17 protein-coding genes are annotated in these 19,155 nt (G+C 63.2%); 8 read left to right on the top strand and 9 right to left on the bottom strand.

The window, feature by feature from the left end; translation table 11 throughout:
- The first annotated feature begins 117 nt into the window (after nt 1–117).
- The 7 genes from FJ443_RS12210 (at nt 118) to FJ443_RS12180 (ending at nt 7,485) form a co-directional block, all read left to right on the top strand.
- Nucleotides 118–2,433 (top strand): EAL domain-containing protein, encoded by a 2,316-nt coding sequence (locus tag FJ443_RS12210; RefSeq protein WP_140664196.1) that lies wholly within the window; start codon nt 118–120, stop codon nt 2,431–2,433.
- A 339-nt stretch (nt 2,434–2,772) separates the two neighbouring features.
- The gene (locus tag FJ443_RS12205) at nt 2,773–3,540 is read left to right on the top strand and encodes a hypothetical protein (RefSeq protein WP_140501119.1); all 768 of its coding nucleotides are present in this window, start codon (nt 2,773–2,775) and stop codon (nt 3,538–3,540) included.
- A gap of 114 nt (nt 3,541–3,654) precedes the next feature.
- Nucleotides 3,655–3,804, top strand: a complete 150-nt coding sequence (locus FJ443_RS12200) for a DUF3096 domain-containing protein (protein WP_140501117.1) — start codon at nt 3,655–3,657, stop codon at nt 3,802–3,804.
- A 213-nt stretch (nt 3,805–4,017) separates the two neighbouring features.
- On the top strand, nt 4,018–4,242 hold the full coding sequence (locus tag FJ443_RS12195) for an aa3-type cytochrome c oxidase subunit IV (protein ID WP_140501115.1): 225 nt from the start codon (nt 4,018–4,020) through the stop codon (nt 4,240–4,242).
- 87 nt (nt 4,243–4,329) lie between these two features.
- The gene (locus tag FJ443_RS12190; RefSeq protein WP_140580589.1) at nt 4,330–5,658 is read left to right on the top strand and encodes a Re/Si-specific NAD(P)(+) transhydrogenase subunit alpha; all 1,329 of its coding nucleotides are present in this window, start codon (nt 4,330–4,332) and stop codon (nt 5,656–5,658) included.
- Complete coding sequence (locus FJ443_RS12185) at nt 5,658–6,083, top strand: NAD(P) transhydrogenase subunit alpha (RefSeq protein ID WP_140580588.1); 426 nt, start codon at nt 5,658–5,660, stop codon at nt 6,081–6,083. Before FJ443_RS12190 ends, FJ443_RS12185 begins: the two co-directional genes overlap by 1 nt.
- A 1-nt stretch (nt 6,084) precedes the next feature.
- Nucleotides 6,085–7,485, top strand: coding sequence for an NAD(P)(+) transhydrogenase (Re/Si-specific) subunit beta (locus FJ443_RS12180; RefSeq protein WP_140512860.1), 1,401 nt, complete (start codon nt 6,085–6,087; stop codon nt 7,483–7,485).
- Between the two features lie 68 nt (nt 7,486–7,553).
- Here FJ443_RS12180 and FJ443_RS12175 read toward each other — a convergent pair whose 3' ends face one another.
- From FJ443_RS12175 to FJ443_RS12165, 3 genes are all read right to left on the bottom strand, one after another.
- Nucleotides 7,554–8,471 (bottom strand): hypothetical protein, encoded by a 918-nt coding sequence (locus FJ443_RS12175; RefSeq protein ID WP_140497276.1) that lies wholly within the window; start codon nt 8,469–8,471, stop codon nt 7,554–7,556.
- Nucleotides 8,472–8,698: 227 nt separating this feature from the next.
- Nucleotides 8,699–11,170: a DNA topoisomerase (ATP-hydrolyzing) subunit B gene (gyrB, locus tag FJ443_RS12170; RefSeq protein ID WP_140497274.1), complete on the bottom strand. Its 2,472-nt coding sequence runs from the start codon at nt 11,168–11,170 to the stop codon at nt 8,699–8,701.
- A gap of 414 nt (nt 11,171–11,584) precedes the next feature.
- Nucleotides 11,585–12,154: an NADPH-dependent FMN reductase gene (locus FJ443_RS12165; RefSeq protein ID WP_140664193.1), complete on the bottom strand. Its 570-nt coding sequence runs from the start codon at nt 12,152–12,154 to the stop codon at nt 11,585–11,587.
- A 231-nt stretch (nt 12,155–12,385) separates the two neighbouring features.
- Here FJ443_RS12165 and FJ443_RS12160 point away from each other — a divergent pair, with 231 nt between their 5' ends.
- Nucleotides 12,386–13,756, top strand: coding sequence for a cytochrome P450 (locus FJ443_RS12160; protein WP_140512865.1), 1,371 nt, complete (start codon nt 12,386–12,388; stop codon nt 13,754–13,756).
- Here FJ443_RS12160 and FJ443_RS12155 read toward each other — a convergent pair.
- The 6 genes from FJ443_RS12155 to FJ443_RS12130 all read right to left on the bottom strand — a co-directional run bounded on the left by FJ443_RS12155 (nt 13,740) and on the right by FJ443_RS12130 (nt 19,151).
- The gene (locus FJ443_RS12155; RefSeq protein WP_140512867.1) at nt 13,740–14,753 is read right to left on the bottom strand and encodes a complex I NDUFA9 subunit family protein; all 1,014 of its coding nucleotides are present in this window, start codon (nt 14,751–14,753) and stop codon (nt 13,740–13,742) included. The two genes, FJ443_RS12160 and FJ443_RS12155, sit on opposite strands and share 17 nt — an antisense overlap.
- 244 nt (nt 14,754–14,997) lie before the next feature.
- Nucleotides 14,998–15,279, bottom strand: coding sequence for a hypothetical protein (locus FJ443_RS12150; RefSeq protein WP_140512869.1), 282 nt, complete (start codon nt 15,277–15,279; stop codon nt 14,998–15,000).
- Between the two features lie 238 nt (nt 15,280–15,517).
- Nucleotides 15,518–16,519, bottom strand: coding sequence for an Ldh family oxidoreductase (locus FJ443_RS12145; RefSeq protein ID WP_140564982.1), 1,002 nt, complete (start codon nt 16,517–16,519; stop codon nt 15,518–15,520).
- Between the two features lie 96 nt (nt 16,520–16,615).
- Nucleotides 16,616–17,425 (bottom strand): ABC transporter permease, encoded by an 810-nt coding sequence (locus FJ443_RS12140; RefSeq protein WP_140664190.1) that lies wholly within the window; start codon nt 17,423–17,425, stop codon nt 16,616–16,618.
- Nucleotides 17,425–18,090: an ABC transporter permease gene (locus FJ443_RS12135; protein ID WP_140556911.1), complete on the bottom strand. Its 666-nt coding sequence runs from the start codon at nt 18,088–18,090 to the stop codon at nt 17,425–17,427. Before FJ443_RS12135 ends, FJ443_RS12140 begins: the two co-directional genes overlap by 1 nt.
- 260 nt (nt 18,091–18,350) lie before the next feature.
- A complete protein-coding gene (locus FJ443_RS12130; protein ID WP_140512875.1) occupies nt 18,351–19,151 on the bottom strand; it encodes a transporter substrate-binding domain-containing protein in 801 nt (266 codons plus the stop codon).
- Between the last annotated feature and the right edge of the window lie 4 nt (nt 19,152–19,155).

Raw genomic sequence — 19,155 nt, 5'->3', positions numbered from 1 at the left:
CCCAATTCTCCCAGTCTGTCCTGCTTTGCGCGCCTTCGGCAAGCCGCCCAAAACCGCTGTTCTAAGCCTTTCTTAAGGCGGATGTGAGATGACGAGGCCTAGCGTTGGGCCGACGACATGGGCAGAACAAAGACCGAAAACATCCCAGCGGATGTTTATATCCAGTTTGTGCGGTCGTTGTTCGACAACGCCCACATGCTGGTGATCGGTGGCGTGTGCTACTGGATCCTCGGGCTAATGATCTACTTGCGTACGAACAATCCGTTGTTCCTGGCTTTCTCTTTTGTTCTGCTGTCCATCTGCCTTTACCGCTATTTCGGCATTCGCGCCTTCCGGAAGGCAGGCGGTGTAATAGCCGACGTCCAGGAGGCGCATCGGTGGGAGCGCAACTACATCCTCAAGGGCAGCGTGCAGGGCCTCACGTTGGGCGCACTGTGCTTCATATCGATCTATGTCTATCCCGATCCCTTTGCCGAACTGGCCGCGACGTCGCTGGCCATCGCGACCTTGGTGACGGTTGTTGGCCGGAACTACGGCTCTCCCATTATGGTGCGGGTTTTTTCCGTGACCTTCATTGGTCCGGCAGCACTTGCACTTTTGCTGCGCATGGATGTGCCTTCGGTCATTCTCGGGCTGATGATCATCCCGTTGACTTTCGTCACGATCAACAGCGCCGACCACGTCCGCGATGTGCTTTTCTCGGCCGTCATCGGCCACAAGGAAGCGAGGAAGCTCGCGCTCAGATTCGATCGCGCGCTCAATACCATGTCGCATGGCCTCGTCATGCTTGGCCCGGACGGTCGGGTGGCGGTCGCCAATGCCGAGGCCGCGCATCTGATGTCGCTCAAATCGGCCGATGCGCTGCTTGGGCGGTCAATCCATGGTCTCTTGATGCGCGGCGTCGTGGGCGGCATGCTGGCCCCAAAGGACTGCCGCTACATCGAAGCCCAGCTGACGCGTGCATTGCGCGAGGGCCGCGACCGTAAGGTCCTGGTTTCGCTCGCCAATGGCCAGCACTACGAATTCTCCGCCCGCGAAGGCAGCCAGGAACTCGGGGTCATCACCTTCGAGGACGTGACGGCGCGCGTCGAGGCGGAAGACAAGATCCGCTTCATGGCGCGCTATGACAATCTCACCGGCCTGCCCAATCGCGCCTATTTCCACGAACTGATCGGCGAGGCGATGGCGTCAGGCGACCGTGACCGCCTCTGCGGCCTTGCCGTGCTCGACCTCGACGATTTCAAGAGTGTCAACGACACGCTCGGGCATCCGATCGGCGATGGATTGATCTACGCGGTGGCCGAGCGTCTTGCCGCCATTGCGGGACAAGGCATCACCGTCAGCCGCTTCGGCGGCGACGAATTCATGGTTTTCTTCGACCGTATAGAGGATGAAAGCCATCTGACCCTTCAGATCGACGAGATCTTTGCAGCGTTGCAAGGGGAGGTGGACGTCGCCGGCCACGGGCTGCGCATCCAGGCCAGCGCCGGCGCCGTGCTGTCGCGGGTCAGGGATACCGACGTCGACGCCATGATCGTCAAGGCGGACCTGGCGCTCTATAAGGCCAAGGAGCTCGGCAAGAACGGCTGGCGGCTGTTCGAGGCCGCCATGGACGCTGCGTTCCGCGACCGCCAGCTGATGAAGGCGGATCTGCGCAGCGCGGTGGAAGGCAAGGCCCTGCGCGTCGTCTACCAGCCGATCGTGGCGATGAGCACGATGCGCATCGCCAGCTGCGAGGCGCTGTGCCGCTGGGACCATCCCGACCTCGGGCCGATTTCGCCCGGCATCTTCATTCCGCTGGCGGAGGAAATGGGCATCATTTCCGAGATCAGCACCTTCGTGCTGCAGGCAGCCTGCACCGAATGCGCCAAATGGCCGGACCACACCAGCGTCTCGGTCAATCTCTCCGCCAAGGATTTCCGCAACCGGGACGTCATCCAGAAGGTTCGCGACGCTCTGGCCAGCTCCGGCCTTGCCGCCGGCCGGCTGGAGATCGAGGTCACCGAAACGGCGCTGCTCGATGACAAGTCGCTGACACGTCAATACATCGAGGAACTGAAGCAGATCGGTGTGCGCATCGCACTTGACGATTTCGGTACCGGCTATTCGAGCCTGAGCTATCTGCACAAGCTGCCGCTCGACAAGATCAAGATCGATCGCTCCTTCTTGATGGACGTCACCCAGAGCAAGCGTTCGCTGGAGCTGCTGAAGGGCATTGTCAATCTGTCGCGGCCGCTTGGACTTTCGGTGACTGTCGAAGGCGTCGAGACCTTTGAGCAGCTCAAGATCCTGGCCTTGCAAGTGAAACCGGATCTCGTGCAGGGCTTCCTGTTCGGTGCCGCGCTCAGTGCGTCGGGTATCGAGACGATGTCGAATGTCACCTGGCCATTCGCCGCTGACCTGCGTCGCACCGGTAAACGGACGGTCCGTTAGCGCCGTAATTTTCGACTTCGCTCGATTGGATTCCCCGCGCGTGCGAGTCGCACGATGCTCTTTGATGTCGAACTCAATCGTTCGATGACAGGATACGGTTCCGCCGTGATTTTGGCTTTGCGCAATGCTGCTGAAAGGTCTTCCTCACTACGCAGATGTATCGGAGGCATGATCCACATCCTCTCAGTGGCAATCGCTCGGACGATTGCTCAGTAAGATATTCTCAAGCGGCTCCCGGCCATTAAGGTTAACGGAATGTAAATCAACAAGATCTAAATTTCGGCTTGTGTCTCATTTCAACTCGAATAGCCTATCGTAGGTCGAATTCGAGGACAGACGATGGATGCTGCAACAGCTACAAGGAATGCGTCTGGCGGGGTAAGCACAGCCGGGGATTCGGTGCTGAATCGATCGATGATGCAACTGCTTGAGCATGTCGATTATCGCCTCATTACCGGGGGCGAGGATTTGGAAGCGATTTACCGGCTTCGCTATAAGTCCTATCTGCGCTCCGGCATGTGCGGCCCGCTCGCCAGCGGCATGTTCGAGGATCGCTGGGACAATCTACCCAATTCCTACCGATTCGGTGTCTATTGCTACGGCGAATTGGTGAGCACAATCCGCTTCCATTACATTTCCATCGAGCACCCGAATTCGCCCTCCGTTGATGCCTATCCGGAAATACTGATCGAGCGGCTTGCCCGCGGAGAAACCTTCATCGACGGAACCCGCTTCGCAACCGATCCTGATGCCGCGCCGGCACCCGGAGTGCTGCCGTTTCTGACACTCAGGCTTGCCATGGTGGCCTCGCTCTATTTTGGCCAGAACTCTGTGCTGACGCCGGTCAAGGTCGAGCATTCCAATTTTTATTCTCGTTACTTCAATGCCGTGCAGAGGACCGAGGCTAAGGAGTTTCCGGGCGTTCTTACCCGGATCGCCCTGTTCGAAATCCCCGCCGGCGAAAATATGCGCCTGACGCTCGAACGTTTCCCATTCTTCAGGTCGACGCCCATGGAACAGCGGTTGATGTTCGCCAATCCGGCCATCAATCGGCTGACGCCCTTGTCTATCGTGCCGACGGCGAAATATTATCGTGAGGCCGCCTGAGGCCCCTGATTTTGCAAAGCTCCGGAGCTTTCCGGCCAGATCCGCGTTTTGATGACGGCGGCGCGTTGACGCTCCGCGTCTTCATTTCGACGTATCTGCCAAAAGGACCCCGACATGCATATTTCCCAGCTCGCGCTCACGCCGCTTATCTCGCTGATCGCCGGGGTGCTGATTCTGGTCATGCCACGGCTGCTGAACTACATCGTCGCGCTCTACCTGATCATAGCCGGCCTGCTTGGATTGTTTCCGCACCTCGCCGGCTAAAGACGGACAGCGCGGTTGACGCGCCAGCCGGCTTCGTCCGGGATTGCGCGAAAACAAGCAGCCGGAGCGGTTCGGCGATTCTGCCGAACGCAGGGGCGCTTTGCTTCAAATTTCCCTTGAGGCAGTTGTCGGCTGCGATGCGGCAATAGCGCCATTGCTCTCGGCGCGGCTTTTCGCTATGTGCCTGAAAGATGTCTTCGAAGGGGTATTCCTATGGCTGAGCACACGCCGACCGGTCCTGTCGAACTGGGCGCGAAGATGGACTATGCCGAGCACGACCGCACCTATGCGGGCTTCCTCATGCTGGCCAAATACGGATCACTCTTCTGCGGCGCCATACTTCTGGCGATGGCTTTCGGTTTCTTCGCGGGCGGCTTCTTCTCGGCGACTATCCTGTTCGTCCTGATCATGGCCGTCGGCGCCTTCATTCTGCGATAGTCTTTCCAAAACCCCATTGCCTTTGACGTCGCCGGACGCCCCGGCCGACACTTTGCGCAAACAGGTTCCAGCCGAAAGGATCATGCGGTGGGACAGACGGTTTTCATCCCTCGTGAGCTCGATGCGAACGAGCCGCGCGTCGCGGCTTCGCCCGATACGGTGAAACGGCTGGCCGGCCTGGGTCTTGAAGTGGTTGTGGAGGCCGGTGCCGGCACGCGATCGCGCATTCCCGATGAGGAGTTCGCCAAGGCGGGCGCTTCGATCGGCGAGGCCGGCGATGTGGCCAAGGCCGACGTGGTGCTGAAGGTGCGCCGGCCGACCGATGCGGAGCTGAAAAGCTACAAGTCAGGCGCTGCGGTCATCGCCATCATGGATCCGTATGGCAACGATGCCGCCGTCGCGGCACTGGCCAAGGCCGGGGTGACCGCCTTTGCGATGGAATTCATGCCGCGCATCACGCGCGCCCAGTCGATGGACGTCTTGTCCTCGCAGGCTAACCTTGCCGGCTACCAGGCGGTCATCGACGGCGCTGCCGAATATGACCGGGCGCTGCCGATGATGATGACGGCGGCCGGCACTGTTCCTGCCGCCAAGGTGTTCATCATGGGCGTCGGCGTCGCCGGCCTGCAGGCGATCGCCACAGCGCGCCGGCTCGGCGCGGTCGTCACCGCGACCGATGTGCGCCCCGCCGCCAAGGAACAGGTCGCCTCGCTTGGCGCAAAGTTCCTCGCCGTCGAGGACGAAGAGTTCAAGGCGGCCGAGACCGCCGGCGGCTACGCCAAGGAGATGTCCAGGGAATACCAGGCCAAGCAGGCGGCGCTGACCGCCGAGCACATCGCCAAGCAGGACATCGTCATCACCACGGCGCTGATCCCCGGCCGCCCGGCGCCGAGGCTGGTGTCGGCTGACATGGTCGCCTCGATGAAGCCTGGTTCGGTGATCGTCGATCTTGCTGTGGAGCGCGGCGGCAATGTCGAGGGCGCTGTGCCTGGCAAGGTCGTGACGACGGCCAACGGCGTCAAGATCGTCGGCCATCTCAACGTGCCGGGCCGCGTCGCGGCCTCCGCTTCGCTGCTCTACGCCAGGAACCTTTTTGCTTTCCTCGAGACCCTGGTCGACAAGGCGACGAAGACGCTTGCCATCAACCGCGATGACGACCTGGTCAAGGCGACCATGCTGACCGACGGCGGCAAGATCGTCCATCCGGCCTTCGCCAAGGCCGACCAGCAGCCGCCAAAGGGCCAATATATCGAGCCCCCCGCGATACCGGCCAGCACAATGGTCGCCGATGCTTCGGCGCCCAAGAAAGCCGCGCCTAGGAAAGCCGCGCCCAAGCAAGCCGCCGCATCCAAGCCCTCGCTGCCAAAGTCGCCCTCGCCAAAGTCGCCCTCGCCCAAGCCGAAAGGGACCGCGTGATGGATCAGACCTTGCAGAAAGCCCTCGACCAGCTCGACCAGGCAAGTGCCGCCGTCCGGCTGGCGGTGCAGAACCTGGCAAATGCTCCCGGAGGCGCCGAGGCGGCCGGCGACGCCGCGCAGGCGCTGTCGGGCGGCGCCATCGATCCCTTCGTCTTCCGCCTGGCCATCTTCGTGCTGGCGATCTTCGTCGGCTATTACGTCGTCTGGTCGGTGACGCCTGCGCTGCACACGCCGCTGATGGCCGTCACCAACGCCATCTCCTCGGTCATCGTCGTCGGCGCGCTGCTTGCCGTCGGCATCGCCGCCTCCGGCGTCGCCGCGGGCTTCGGCTTCGTCGCGCTGATGCTGGTGTCGGTCAACATCTTCGGCGGCTTCCTCGTCACCCAGCGCATGCTGGCAATGTACAAGAAGAAGGACAAGTGACGTGACCGTCAATCTCGCCTCCTTCCTCTATCTGGTCTCCGGCATCCTGTTCATCCTGGCGCTGCGCGGCCTGTCGCACCCGACCACCAGCCGGCAGGGCAATCTCTACGGCATGATCGGCATGGGCATCGCCATCGCCACCACGCTGGCGCTGGCCACGCCATCGGCCGGACGCTTCGGCCTGATCGTGCTCGGCCTTGCCATCGGCGGCGGCGTCGGCGCCGTCACGGCCAGGCGCATCGCCATGACCTCGATGCCGCAACTGGTCGCCGCCTTCCACTCGCTCGTCGGCCTTGCCGCCGTGATGGTGGCGGCGGCCGCCATCTATGCGCCGGAAAGCTTCGGCATCGGCACGGCGGGCGACATCCACGCCCAGGCGCTGGTCGAAATGAGCCTGGGTGTGGCCATCGGCGCCATCACCTTCACCGGCTCGGTCATCGCCTTCCTCAAGCTTGACGGGCGCATGTCCGGCAAGCCGATAATGATCGGCGGCCGCCATTTCATCAACATCGCGCTTGGCATCGCCTTGGTCGTGCTGATCGTGCTTTTGGTCACCACCGAATCGAAGCTCGTCTTCTGGCTCATCGTTGCCGCATCGCTGGTGCTGGGCGTGCTGCTCATCATCCCCATCGGCGGCGCCGACATGCCGGTCGTGGTGTCGATGCTGAATTCCTATTCCGGCTGGGCGGCCGCGGCTCTGGGCTTCACGCTCGGCAATCTGGCGCTGATCATCACCGGCGCCCTGGTCGGCTCGTCGGGTGCCATCCTGTCCTACATCATGTGCAAGGGCATGAACCGCTCCTTCATCTCCGTCATCCTCGGCGGCTTCGGTGGTGAGACCGCAGCCGCGGGCGCTGATGATGGGATCGAGCGCACGGTCAAGCAGGGCTCGGCCGACGATGCCGCCTATCTGATGATGAACGCACAGAAGGTCATCATCGTGCCGGGCTACGGCATGGCGGTCGCGCAGGCGCAGCATGCGCTGCGCGAGATGGCCGACAAGCTCAAGGCCAATGGCGTCGACGTCAAATACGCCATCCACCCCGTGGCCGGCCGCATGCCGGGCCACATGAACGTGCTCTTGGCCGAAGCCAACGTGCCTTACGACGAAGTGTTCGAGCTCGAGGACATCAATTCCGAATTCGCGCAGGCCGACGTCGCCTATGTCATCGGCGCCAACGACGTCACCAACCCGTCCGCGCGGGATGACAAGTCCTCACCTATTTACGGTATGCCGATCCTCGACGTCGACAAGGCGCGCACCTGCCTGTTCGTCAAACGCTCGCTCGGCTCCGGCTATGCCGGCATCGACAACACGCTGTTCTACAAGGACGGCACCATGATGCTGCTCGGCGACGCCAAGAAGATGACCGAGGAAATCGTCAAGGCCATGGATCACTGACCCGGTCACATCGTCCGCATGAAGAAGCCCGGCTCGCCGGGCTTCTTCATGCGGATTTCAGACGATGTTCAACGGCTGGTCAGGAACACAGCCTCCTCGTCGTCGCGCTGCCTGCCGCCGAGGGCGGCCGCGGCGCTGGCGATGAAGGCGCCGATGACCAGCGACAGGGCGCCGAGGAGCGCAAATGTGGCGCTCGCCTTCCTGGCGGTATCGGCCGCCTGCTGGGCCTTGGCCTTGGCGTCCTGCGCCTTTGCCAGCAGCGTATCGACACGCGTCTTGGCGTCTGCTTCCGACAGGCCGGTGCGTGCCGCGACCAGCTGCGACAGGTATGTCTTGTCCTCGGGCGAAACCTCGCCAGCCGCAGCGCTGGCGACCAGGATGCGCGATGCCTGCGCCGCCGCCGCCGCGTCGTTTTGCGGATTGGCTGCCGCCAGTCTCGCCGCGTCCGCCGGCCTGAACAACGAGTCCACCAGATAGGATGTGGCATTGTCCGTCGATGCCCCGCCTGCATTGGCCGATGCACCGGCCGAAGCGCCCTGGGCGGCGCCGGCGGCCACGCTGGATACAGCCTGGACGCCGGAACCCACAGCCGCCGACAGCGCCGAGCCGAGTACGCCGACGACCAGCAGCGTCGCCAGCGCCCATGCCAGGAAGCCATGAGCCGTATCCCGGAAATAAACCTCGTCGGTATGCACGCCCACCCATTTGGTGCGCAGCCGGCCGGCAAGATAGCCACCGAGGCCGGATGACAGCCATTGCACGACGATCAGCCAGACCGCGGTCGAAACCGCGAAGCTGGTGATAGAGGCGCTTGAGCCCGACCATGGCGAGACCATGCTCAACCCCAGGCCGGAGCCGAGCAGCATCAGGATGAAGGTCAATGTCGAGGCGGCGAAGGCACCGGCGATGATCGGACCCCAGCTGATAGCGGTGGCGGACGATTCCACCGCGCCGGGATCATCCGTGATCGACAGGGTGGACTGCATGACAGCCCCCTATCGCGCGAAAAGCATGATGAGAAGGATGATCGGGATTGGAACCCCGAGTAACCAGAGCAAGATGCCGCGTCCCATGGGAGCCTCCTTCGCCAGGAATTGTGATCGATACTGTCACAATGCTGGAAAGAAGCTTCCGTTCCGGCGGTTCGAATGAATCTCGCAACGGAAACACTGGCGCGACCGACGCGCGCCAATGGTCCCGGGATGACTCCGGATTAAATGTCCAGATTGGCCACCGACAGCGCGTTGTCCTGGATGAACTCGCGCCGCGGCTCGACCTCGTCGCCCATCAGCCGCGAGAACAGGCTGTCGGCGTCGGTGGCGTCGTTTACCTTGACCTGCAGCAGCGAACGCACGTTCGGATCGAGCGTGGTTTCCCAAAGCTGCTCGGCGTTCATCTCGCCCAGGCCCTTGTAGCGCTGCATGGTCAGGCCCTTGCGGCCGGTCGCGAACACCGCGTTGAGCAGTGCCAACGGTCCCGAGATGGGTTCCGAGACATCCTTGCGGCGCAGCACGGGCGGCGCTCCATAGACGTCGCTGAGCCGCTGCGCGTAGCGGTCGAGCTGTCGCGCATCGGCTGAATTGATCAACGCCATATCGAGATGGGCGTATTCCTTGACGCTGCGCACCGTGCGTTCGAACACATAACCGCCGATACCCTCATTCGAAGTCGACATCCGGCCGGTCCAGCCGCGCTCGGTGTCCTCGGCAATGATGTCGAGACGTTGCGCGATCCGCTCCGCCATCGCATTGGCGCGGCCAAGATCGGCGACGACGTCGGCATTGAGCCCGCCGGCGATCGCCGCCTGCTCCACGACGCCTCTGTTGTAGCGCGTGTGCAGGCCGTTGATCAGCTGGCGCACCGCGAGCGCATCGTCGATCGCCGCCCGCAGGTCCTGTCCGGCGCGAACCTCGCCGGAGCCGAGCGTGAGCGAGGCTTCTTCCAGTCCCGAGCCGATCAGGAATTCCTCGAACGCGCTTTCGTTCTTGATGTATTGCGAGCTCTTGCCGCGCGTCACCTTATAAAGCGGCGGCTGGGCGATATAGAGATGGCCGCGTTCGATCAATTCCGGCATTTGCCGGAAGAAGAAGGTGAGCAGCAACGTCCTGATATGCGCGCCGTCGACATCGGCGTCGGTCATCAGGATGATCTTGTGGTAGCGCAGCTTGTCGGCGTTGAATTCGTCCTTGCCGATCGACGTGCCGAGCGCGGTGATCAGCGTGCCGATCATGTCGGAACTGAGCATGCGGTCGAAGCGGGCGCGCTCGACATTGAGGATCTTGCCGCGCAGCGGCAGGATGGCCTGGTTCTGGCGCGAGCGGCCGCCCTTGGCGGAGCCGCCGGCCGAGTCGCCCTCGACGATGAAGATCTCGGACTTCGCCGGATCGCGTTCCTGACAGTCGGCAAGCTTGCCGGGCAGCGAGGTGACGCCCAGCGAGGTCTTGCGGGTGATGTCGCGCGCCTTGCGCGCGGCCTCGCGCGCCGCCGCGGCCTGGATCACCTTCTCGACCACGACCTTGCCTTCGCTCGGATGTTCTTCGAGCCAGGTGCCGAGCGCCTCGTTGACCAGCCCTTCGACCACGGGCCGGACTTCCGAGGAGACCAGCTTGTCCTTGGTCTGCGAGGAGAATTTCGGGTCGGGAACCTTGACCGACAGCACTGCCGTCAGCCCCTCGCGGCAATCGTCGCCGATCAGCGAGACCTTTTCCTTCTTGGTCAGGCCCGAGGAATCGCCATATCCGGTGATCTGACGCGTCAGGGCGCCGCGAAAACCGGCGAGATGGGTGCCGCCGTCGCGCTGCGGGATGTTGTTGGTGAAGGCCAGCACATTCTCGTGGTAGCTGTCGTTCCACCACATGGCCACTTCGACGGTGATGCCGTCGCGCTCGGCCCTGATGGCGATTGGTTTGTCGATCAGCGGTTTCTTGACCCGGTCGAGATATTTGACGAATTCCTCCAGGCCGCCATCATAGTGCAGCTCATGCCGCACGACGTCGGCGTGGCGGGCGTCGGTCAGCACGATGCGCACGCCCGAATTCAGGAACGCAAGCTCGCGCAGCCTATGCTCCAGCGTGCCGAAATCGAATTCGACCATCGTGAAGGTCTCGGACGACGGAAAGAAGGTGATCTCGCTGCCGCTGCGGCCTTCATAGGTGCCGGGCTGCTTGTCCTGTTCGTAGCTGCCGGTGACGCTCAGCGGCGCGTCGGCATTGCCGTGTGTGAAGCTCATCTCGAAGATCTTGCCATTGCGGCGGATCTTGAGCCTCAGCCAGGCCGACAGGGCGTTGACCACAGAGACGCCGACGCCGTGCAGGCCGCCGGACACTTTGTAGGAGTTCTGGTCGAACTTGCCGCCGGCATGCAGCTGCGTCATGATCACTTCGGCTGCCGAAATGCCTTCGCTGGGATGGATATCGGTGGGAATGCCGCGCCCATTGTCGATGACGGTGACCGAACCGTCGGGATTGAGCGTCACCGTGACGAGATCGGCATGACCGGCCAGTGCCTCGTCGATGGCGTTGTCGACGACCTCATAGACCATGTGATGCAGGCCCGAACCGTCATCGGTGTCGCCGATATACATGCCGGGCCGTTTGCGGACGGCATCCAAGCCCTTCAAAACCTTGATGGAATCTGCGCCGTATTCGGCTTCGGCGCCGTTGGCGTTCTCAGTCTGGTCGCTCATGAAAACCTGTTGTCTAGAGGCGGCTGGTGGAGCGCGAAAAATCGCCCCCGAATCGCGCTTTCAATATGGCCTAGATATAGGCGTTAAAGGTGGTTTTTCCAAGGTTTGCAGGCATTTCCGGGCGGAAAAGCGCACCGTTGGCCAGCTATTGGCGAGAGGCTTTGTCCTTAGCCAGCCGGTCGCGCAGGAATTTTGATCGTGAACTTCTATCTTGGCGCCGGCTGCCCCTTCTGCCCGCTCGGCATTGGCAGGGTCGCCAGCCGCCAGAGCTTGCGCAAGTGCCTTCCGCCGCCGCGATGAGCGCGATCAAAAAGCACCGGCAGCAAAGCGCATGGCAAACGCAGGCCGAACCGCCCACGGTTCGGTCGTTTGCCGACATTCCGGCTGTTTACGGCGCGTGCGAGCCGGCTTGCATCAGCCGGCGCGCATCGGCTTCAGCGCCTCGCTCCAGCGCAGCAGTTCCTCCAGCATGGTTCTTGCCCCGCCCTGCACCTGCTCGCTGGCTTCGAAGGAGCCATCGGTTCCCAGCAGCTTCTGATACAGCGGCAGCGCGATGCCTTCCGGAACCGGCATGACGCCGACGGAGGTCAGCAGCGGCTTGAGCGCCTGTGCCGCGCGCAGGCCACCGGAAACGCCGCCATAGCTGAAGATGGCGGCGGGCTTGTATTTCCATTCGCGCGAGAGATAGTCGATCGCGTTCACGATGGCCGGTGCGACGAAGTAATTATATTCCGGTGCCACGAAGACGAAAGCGTCGGCGGCATCGACGGCCTTCGACCAGGCCTTGGTATGATCGTTCAGGGAGTTGCCGAGCCTGGGATGGTGCGGCTCGTCCAGCACCGGCAGATCGAAGGCGGCGATGTCGGTCAGCACCGGTTCGAACTTGCCGTGCTCGCGCGCGAACCGCTCCAGCCAGTGAGCGAAAACCGGCCCGGCCCGGCCCGGCCGGGTGCTGCCGATGATGATGTTCAACTGGTGCTTCAAGGCGGGCTCCTTCGATTGACGGTATCTGTTGGTGACCGTGACCTACGGCAGAGCGCCGTCATGGACAAGACCGCGCCGTTTGGCGAGCGGTCACAATCGGATGATGGGAGCATCGCTCCGTCCCGTCGGGGCACGGGCTTTTATCGTCAGGCCACATGGACGCGCCGTGCGTCAGTCACTACATCGAACGGAGGCAAGGACTAGCGCGACGCGCTTGCCAGCGGAGCAGCCATGGACACTCAGCCCGCCCCCTTCGTTCCGCCGGCGCCGAGGCCGCGCACATCGCCGCCCTCGACGCTGGAGATGATGCGCATCGTCTACCGCAACCCGCTCGAGCTGTGGGGAGAGCCGACCTACAACGAGCCCTGGATCTCGGTGAACGGCGTCGGTGGACCGCTGGTCATCGCCAATGACCCGGGGCTCATTCGCCATGTCCTGGTCGACAATGCCAGGAACTACAAGATGGCGACGGTGCGCCAGCTCATCCTGCGGCCGATCCTGCGCGACGGCTTGCTGACGGCCGAAGGCGAGGTCTGGAAGCGTTCGCGCAAGGCGATGGCGCCGGTGTTCACGCCGCGTCACATCTTTGGTTTCGCGGGACCGATGCTCAAGCGCACGCTTGAATTCGCCTCCCGCTACGAGGATGGCGGCATCTCCGACATTGCCCACGACATGACGCTGCTGACCTACGACATCCTGGCCGAGACGCTGTTCTCCGGGGAAATCGCGGGGGAGCCGGGCAGTTTCGCCAAGGAGATCGACCGGCTGTTCGAGACCATGGGCCGCGTCGATCCGCTAGACCTGCTGCGCGCGCCCGAATGGCTGCCGCGGCTTACCCGCATCCGCGGCCGCAAGACCATGGCCTATTTCCGCAAGATCGTCAGCAATACGGTCAAGATACGCGAACAGAGACTCAGGCGCGATGCCGATGCCGTGCCGCAGGATTTCCTGACCCTCCTGCTCAAGGCCGAGGGGCCGGACGGGCTGACACGCTCGGAAGTCGAGGACAACATCATCACCTTCATCGGTGCCGGCCATGAGACCACGGCGCGAGCCTTGGGCTGGACGCTCTATTGCCTGGCCGAGGCGCCATGGGAGCGGGAAAAGATCGAGCGCGAGATCGATGCCGTGCTGGCGCGCGAGCCCGATCCGACCAGATGGCTGGACGCCATGCCGCTCACCCGCGCCGCCTTCGACGAGGCGCTCAGGCTCTATCCGCCGGCGCCGTCGATCAACCGCGAGCCGATCGAGCCGGAGAACTGGAGGGATCTCCACATCCCGGGGCGCGCGGCCGTGCTGGTCATGCCTTGGGTCGTCCACCGTCACAGGAAGCTGTGGGACAGGCCGGACGCGTTCATGCCGGAGCGGTTCCATCCGGGCAACCGCGAAAAGATCGACCGCTTTCAGTATCTGCCGTTCGGCGCCGGGCCGCGCGTCTGCATCGGCGCCAGCTTCGCCATGCAGGAAGCGATCATCGCGCTCGCCGTCCTGCTGTCGCGTTTCCGCTTCGATTCCATCGCGCAAACCAGGCCGTGGCCAGTCCAGAAGCTGACCACCCAGCCGCAAGGCGGGCTGCCCATGCGGATCACTTCGCGCCTGTAATCGCCCGCCGTCGGCCTATGTTCAGACCGCCGGTTTTGCGCTGGAACTGGCCGGCCGCGCGAAAACGCCAGAGATAGCTTGGCAGGATCGTCCCGAGCGCATGCGGCTGGATGCCGAGGCCGGCGAGCGTGCGGTTGGCTTTGGCGGCCTCCTCCGACACGACATTATGCTCGCGCAATTGCAGCACCTGGTCCTTGGTCAGCAGCGGGTTGGGCAAGAGGCCCAGGATCGACGCCTGCAGGTTCGCCACCCACCACGGCACCGGAACCAGTAGGCGCTTGCGCTCGATCACCGCGAGCATTTCCTGCATGCTTTCCTTGAAAGTAAGCACCTGCGGGCCGCCAAGCTCGTAGATCTGACCGCCCTTGACCTTGCCATCGACCGAGCGCGCCACCGCTTCGGCGACGTCGCCGACATAGACCAGCTGGAACTTGGTGTGGCCGCCGCCGATCAGCGGCAGTGCCGGCGAATAACGCGCCATGTTGGCGAAGCGGTTGAAGAAACTATCTTCCGGTCCGAAATTGATCGACGGCCGCAGGATCACGGCGTCCTTGATCGTCTCCAGAACGGCCTTTTCACCAAGCGCCTTGGTGCGTGCATAGTTGGATGCGGCTTCCAGGTCGGCGCCCAGGGCCGAAATATGGGTCAGGCCGGCGCCCGCTGCGCGTGCCGCTTCGGCCACGGCGCGAGCGCCGAATTCGTGCACGGCCGTGAATTTCTGCCGCCCGCTCTCATGCAGCACGGCAACCAGGTTGACGACATGATCGGCGCCCTGCACGGCGCGATCGACCGACCAGCGCACGCGCACATTGGCCTGCACGGGCTGGATCTGGCCGACATTGCCGAGCGGCTGCAAATGGCCGGCGAGATCGGGCCGGCGGCAGGCGACCCTGATGCGATAGCCGCGCTTGGCCAAGGCCCGCACCACGTGGCGGCCGACAAAGCCCGACCCGCCGAAAATGACGACGAGCTTGGGGGTCTGCAGGATTTCGGTCATGGCTGGCTCCGGCGCTCGAAAGCTTGGCTGAAGCCGTTTCATAATCCGTTTCGCGTCAAACGCAAAGGGTGACGCGTCGTCGCTGTGAAGCGGCTTTCCCAGGAAAAACAGCTTGGGAATTGCATCAGGACAAATGCGCTTCAGAACGCCTTGCCTGACGCAGAAAACCCCGCCGAGGCGGGGTTTTCCGGATGACATCCATGCGAAGCCAGGGGCCGACGGAGCGGCCTGACCTGAGACGGTATCAGGAGGGCGTGAAGCAAGTACGCCCACCCCAGCCCTGGACATCCGACATGGTGCCACCGACCTTCTTGCAGGCCGCGATGAAATCGGCGCTGCAACTGGCGAATTTCGCGTGACCGTTCTTGCAATAGTGGTCCTCGGTAGCGCCGCCGCCCGGCGCGGCAATGACGCCTGGACTGGACGGCTTGACCGGCGCGGCCTTCAGGTTGGCCGCTTGGGTCGCGCCCATGAACGAGCCGAGGAGAAGGACTGCGGTCAGAATGGTTGTCTTGGTGCTGGTCATGGTGGTATCCTTTCATTGAGGTTGGGCTTTCCGGGACGCGAAGGGCATGCCTTGGCGTGGAGCAGGTTTCGATGTGACTTGCTGTTCCCCCGGTCTGAATCGGGCAAGCTCATCCTGCCCTGGACAGGCATTGGTCGCCCCGACGCTCGAAAAGGTTCAGACCGCGCGCGAAAAAAACACGCATGGCCATGCCGCGGGCAGGCGCCGGCAGCTGATGAGCTGAAAAGAAGAATTTATTTCAGGCCGAATAGCGCTCGGCGAATTCGGAAATGCGCTGCACCACGGCCTTGGAGACCTTGATGCCCCGTGCCGCGGCCTTCTCCGCCGCCTCGGCCCGGGAGCGGCCCGGTATGTGCACGCCGTAGCGCCGGCGCAGCCGGTCGAGCTGATCCTTCATCCGCTGCTCGAAATCCGGATCGAGCAGCTTGGGCTCGACGGCCAGCACGAACAGGCCGGTGCCGGGATTGTCCGGGCCGCCGGTGAACCAGGGCGCATCGAGCGACCAGTTTGCCCCCGACAGACCCGCCGCCAGCACCTCGACCATCAGCGCGATGTTGGCGCCGCGCTGGCCACCGAAGGCGAGCATGGCCCCCTTCATGGCTGCGGCCGGATCTGTAGTGGGATTGCCGCTGGCATCGAGCGCCCAGCCTTCGGGGATCTTCTTGCCGTCCTCGGCCGCCTTGCGGATATTGACGAAGGCGGTGGCGCTCGACGACTGGTCGATGACCAGCGGCGGACCGTCGGCGGCGGGTGCGGCGAAGGACATCGGGTTGGTGCAATAGACCGGCTTGACCGAGCCCGAACCGGCAAGCACGGCGGGACCGTTGGTGGCAGCGAAGGAGACCAGCCCCTGCGCTGCCAGCCTTCCGGTAAAGTAGCCGAGGGCGCCGCATGTATAGGCATTCTTCTGCGAAAAGATGGCGACGCCGAACAGTCTTGCCGCCTTGGCGAGATCGTCGAGCGTGCGGTCGAAGCCGGTATGCGCCAGCCCGCCTTGCGCATCGGAAAGATAGACTGCGAGCGCCGGCCGGGTGATCACCGGCTCGGCATTGCCGTCGATGCGGCCGGCCTCCAGCGCTTCGAGATAGTCGATGAAATGCGACAATCCGACGGTCGAGAGTCCTTCTGCCTCGGCCGATATGATCGAGGCGGTGAGCGATTGCGCCGCTTCCTCGTTGGCGCCCGCACCCAGCGCCGCCATGCGGCACAGCCCGGTTGCCTGTTCGAGACTGAGTTGCATGGCGACTGCCTTTAGTGAGTGGTGAGTAGTGAGTAGTCAGCAATGGGTGGTGGCGGCTAGCCACTTCCTACTCACCAATCCCTACTCACTAGGTCCCTAGCCGATCTTGTTCGGAATCCGCGCCTCGATCCTGCCGAAGGCGAAGACCAGAATGCCGGTGATCGCCATATAGATCAAGGCAAGCAGCAGCAAGGGCTCATAGGTGAGGTAAGTGTCCTGTCTGACCTTCGACGAAACGGCGAAGATGTCGATGACGCTGATGGTAGCCACCAGCGGCGTCGATTTCAGCTGCAGCACGGTTTCCCCCGTCAGCGTCGGCAGCGCCCGGTAGAAGGCCTGCGGCAGCCAGATACGCCGGAAGATCTTCCAGCGGCTCATGCCGAACGCACGTGCGGCTTCGAGCTGCCCCTTCGGCACGCCGGCAAAGGCGCCGCGCATCACTTCGCCCTCGTAACCCGCGAACGAGAGCGTCAGCGCCAGGACGGCGTAAGGCCATGCCTGCCTGAGATAGGGCCACATCCAGGATTCGCGGATCCACGGATATTGCGGAAACAACGAACCCAGCCCGTAATAGAGCAGCCACAGCTGCAACAGCAGCGGCGTTCCCCTGATGACGGTGCAGAAGACCTTCGCCGGCGCCGCGAACCAGATCGGGCCGCCAGCCTGTGCCAATCCGACCGGCACGGCGATCAGGAAGCCCAACAGACAGGTGACGGCCAGGATCCACAACGCGCGCCAGATGCCGAGCAGGGCCAGGCCGTAATATTGCGGCAGCCAGTCCCAGCGCATGAAGAACGCCGCGGACAGCACCAGCCCGAGCGCAATCAGGATCAGGACGATGCGATGCGGTTGCAGCCAGAGCGAGGCGCGAGCCGCGCTGTTGATGATGGCCGCTTCCCTCGCCATCAGTGTGCTTCCTTGATCGAAGGCATGCCGCGCCGCGCCCATTTCTCGACGCGACCAAGAATGAGGTTCGAAAACAGCGTCACGGCCAGATAGAGCATGCCGGCCGCGAGATAGAATATCAGATAGGCCTTGGTGACGCCCGCCGCCTGCCGCGTCGCCAACGTCAATTCGAAGAAGCCGACCACGGCCAGCAGCGCCGTATCCTTGGTGGCGATCAGCCACAGATTGGCGAGACCTGGAATGGCGAAGGGCAGCATTGCCGGCAACGTGATGCGCCGCAAGAGAAGGCCGGGAGACATGCCGTAAGCGCGGGCAGCTTCGATCTGGCCTTGCGGGACGGCAAGAATGGCGCCGCGTATGACCTCGGTCGAGTAGGCACCCTGGACGAAACCGAGCACCGCGATGCCGGCCACCAGCCCGCTGATGTCGACGCGCTGATAGCCCATGGCGGTCAGCATCTGGTTTATCAGGTCGGTACCGGCGTAGTAGAGGAGCAGGATCAGCACCAGTTCCGGTACCGCGCGCACGATGGTCGTGTAGACCGCCAGCAGGTCGCGCACCACGGGGCCGCCATAAAGCTTGCCATAGGCACCGCCGGTTCCGATCAACAGTCCGACGATCGTGGCGCCGACGGCGATCTCAAGCGAATGCAGCAGCCCAAGCATGAGCGTCCCGCCCCAGCCGACGGGCGCGGGCGACAGGAGTTCGATGATGCCGGCCGCAGAGGCCGGAAGAAATGAATCGATCAGCTTCGCCCCCGGATTGCTGGCTCAATCCGCCGGCGCAAGCCGCCGGCGGCAAGGGTGCGTGGGAAAGGTCGGGTTGGAGGACTTGGCGTCAGTGCCTTGTCTTCCAGCCCATGCGATGGTCGTCAGTCCGACTGCGTGGCACCGCCGCGTCAGTCCGGCTGCATGGCATCGCCACGTCAGTTCGACTGCGCGCCGCTGCCACCATATATGTCGAAATCGAAGTATTTCTTCGAGATCTCGTCATACTTGCCATTGGCGCGGATCGCCTTGATGCCGGCGTTGATCTTTTCCTTCAGCTCGGTGTCTTCCTTGCGCACGCCGGCGCCAACGCCCGGTCCGAGCACTTCGTCGTCCGGAGCCACCATGCCCTTCAGGTCGCAGCAGGCTTTGCCCTGGTCGGTCTTGAGGAACTCGCCAAGCGCGATGGAATCGGCCTGGACCGCATCGAGGCGCCCGGCGGCAAGGTCGTTGTTGGCCTCGTCCTGCGTCTGGTACTCCTTGATCTCGGATGCCGTGGCGCCGAAATGCTTCTTGGCGTAGACGGCATGCACGGTCGATACCTGGACGCCCAGGATCTTGCCCTTGAGATCGTCCGGCGCGGAGCCGAATTTCTGGTCCTTCGGTCCGATGATCGCCGTCGGCGTGTTGTAGTACTTATCCGAGAAGTCGATCGTCTTCTTGCGTTCGTCGGTGATCGACATCGAAGAGACGATAAGGTCGATCTTCTTGGTGGTCAGCGCCGGGATGATGCCGTCCCAGGCGACGGGCGTGATGACGCAGTCGAGCTTCTCCTCGGCGCAGACGGCGTCGATGAACTCGATCTCCCAGCCGACCCATTTGCCCGAAGCATCCGGCGAGGTGAACGGCGGATACGGCTCGGCGGCGATGCCGATCTTGACCGGATCGGCCTTGGCTACGCCCATGGCGGCGACGCCGAGCAGCAGCGCTGCGGCGAACGTCTTCAGAACAGTCTTCATTTCA

Source organism: Mesorhizobium sp. B2-6-1 (assembly GCF_006440475.1).
Lineage (GTDB): Bacteria > Pseudomonadota > Alphaproteobacteria > Rhizobiales > Rhizobiaceae > Mesorhizobium.
The sequence above is the reverse complement of the archived record's forward strand: the minus strand, read 5'-3'. Positions and strand labels throughout refer to the sequence as shown.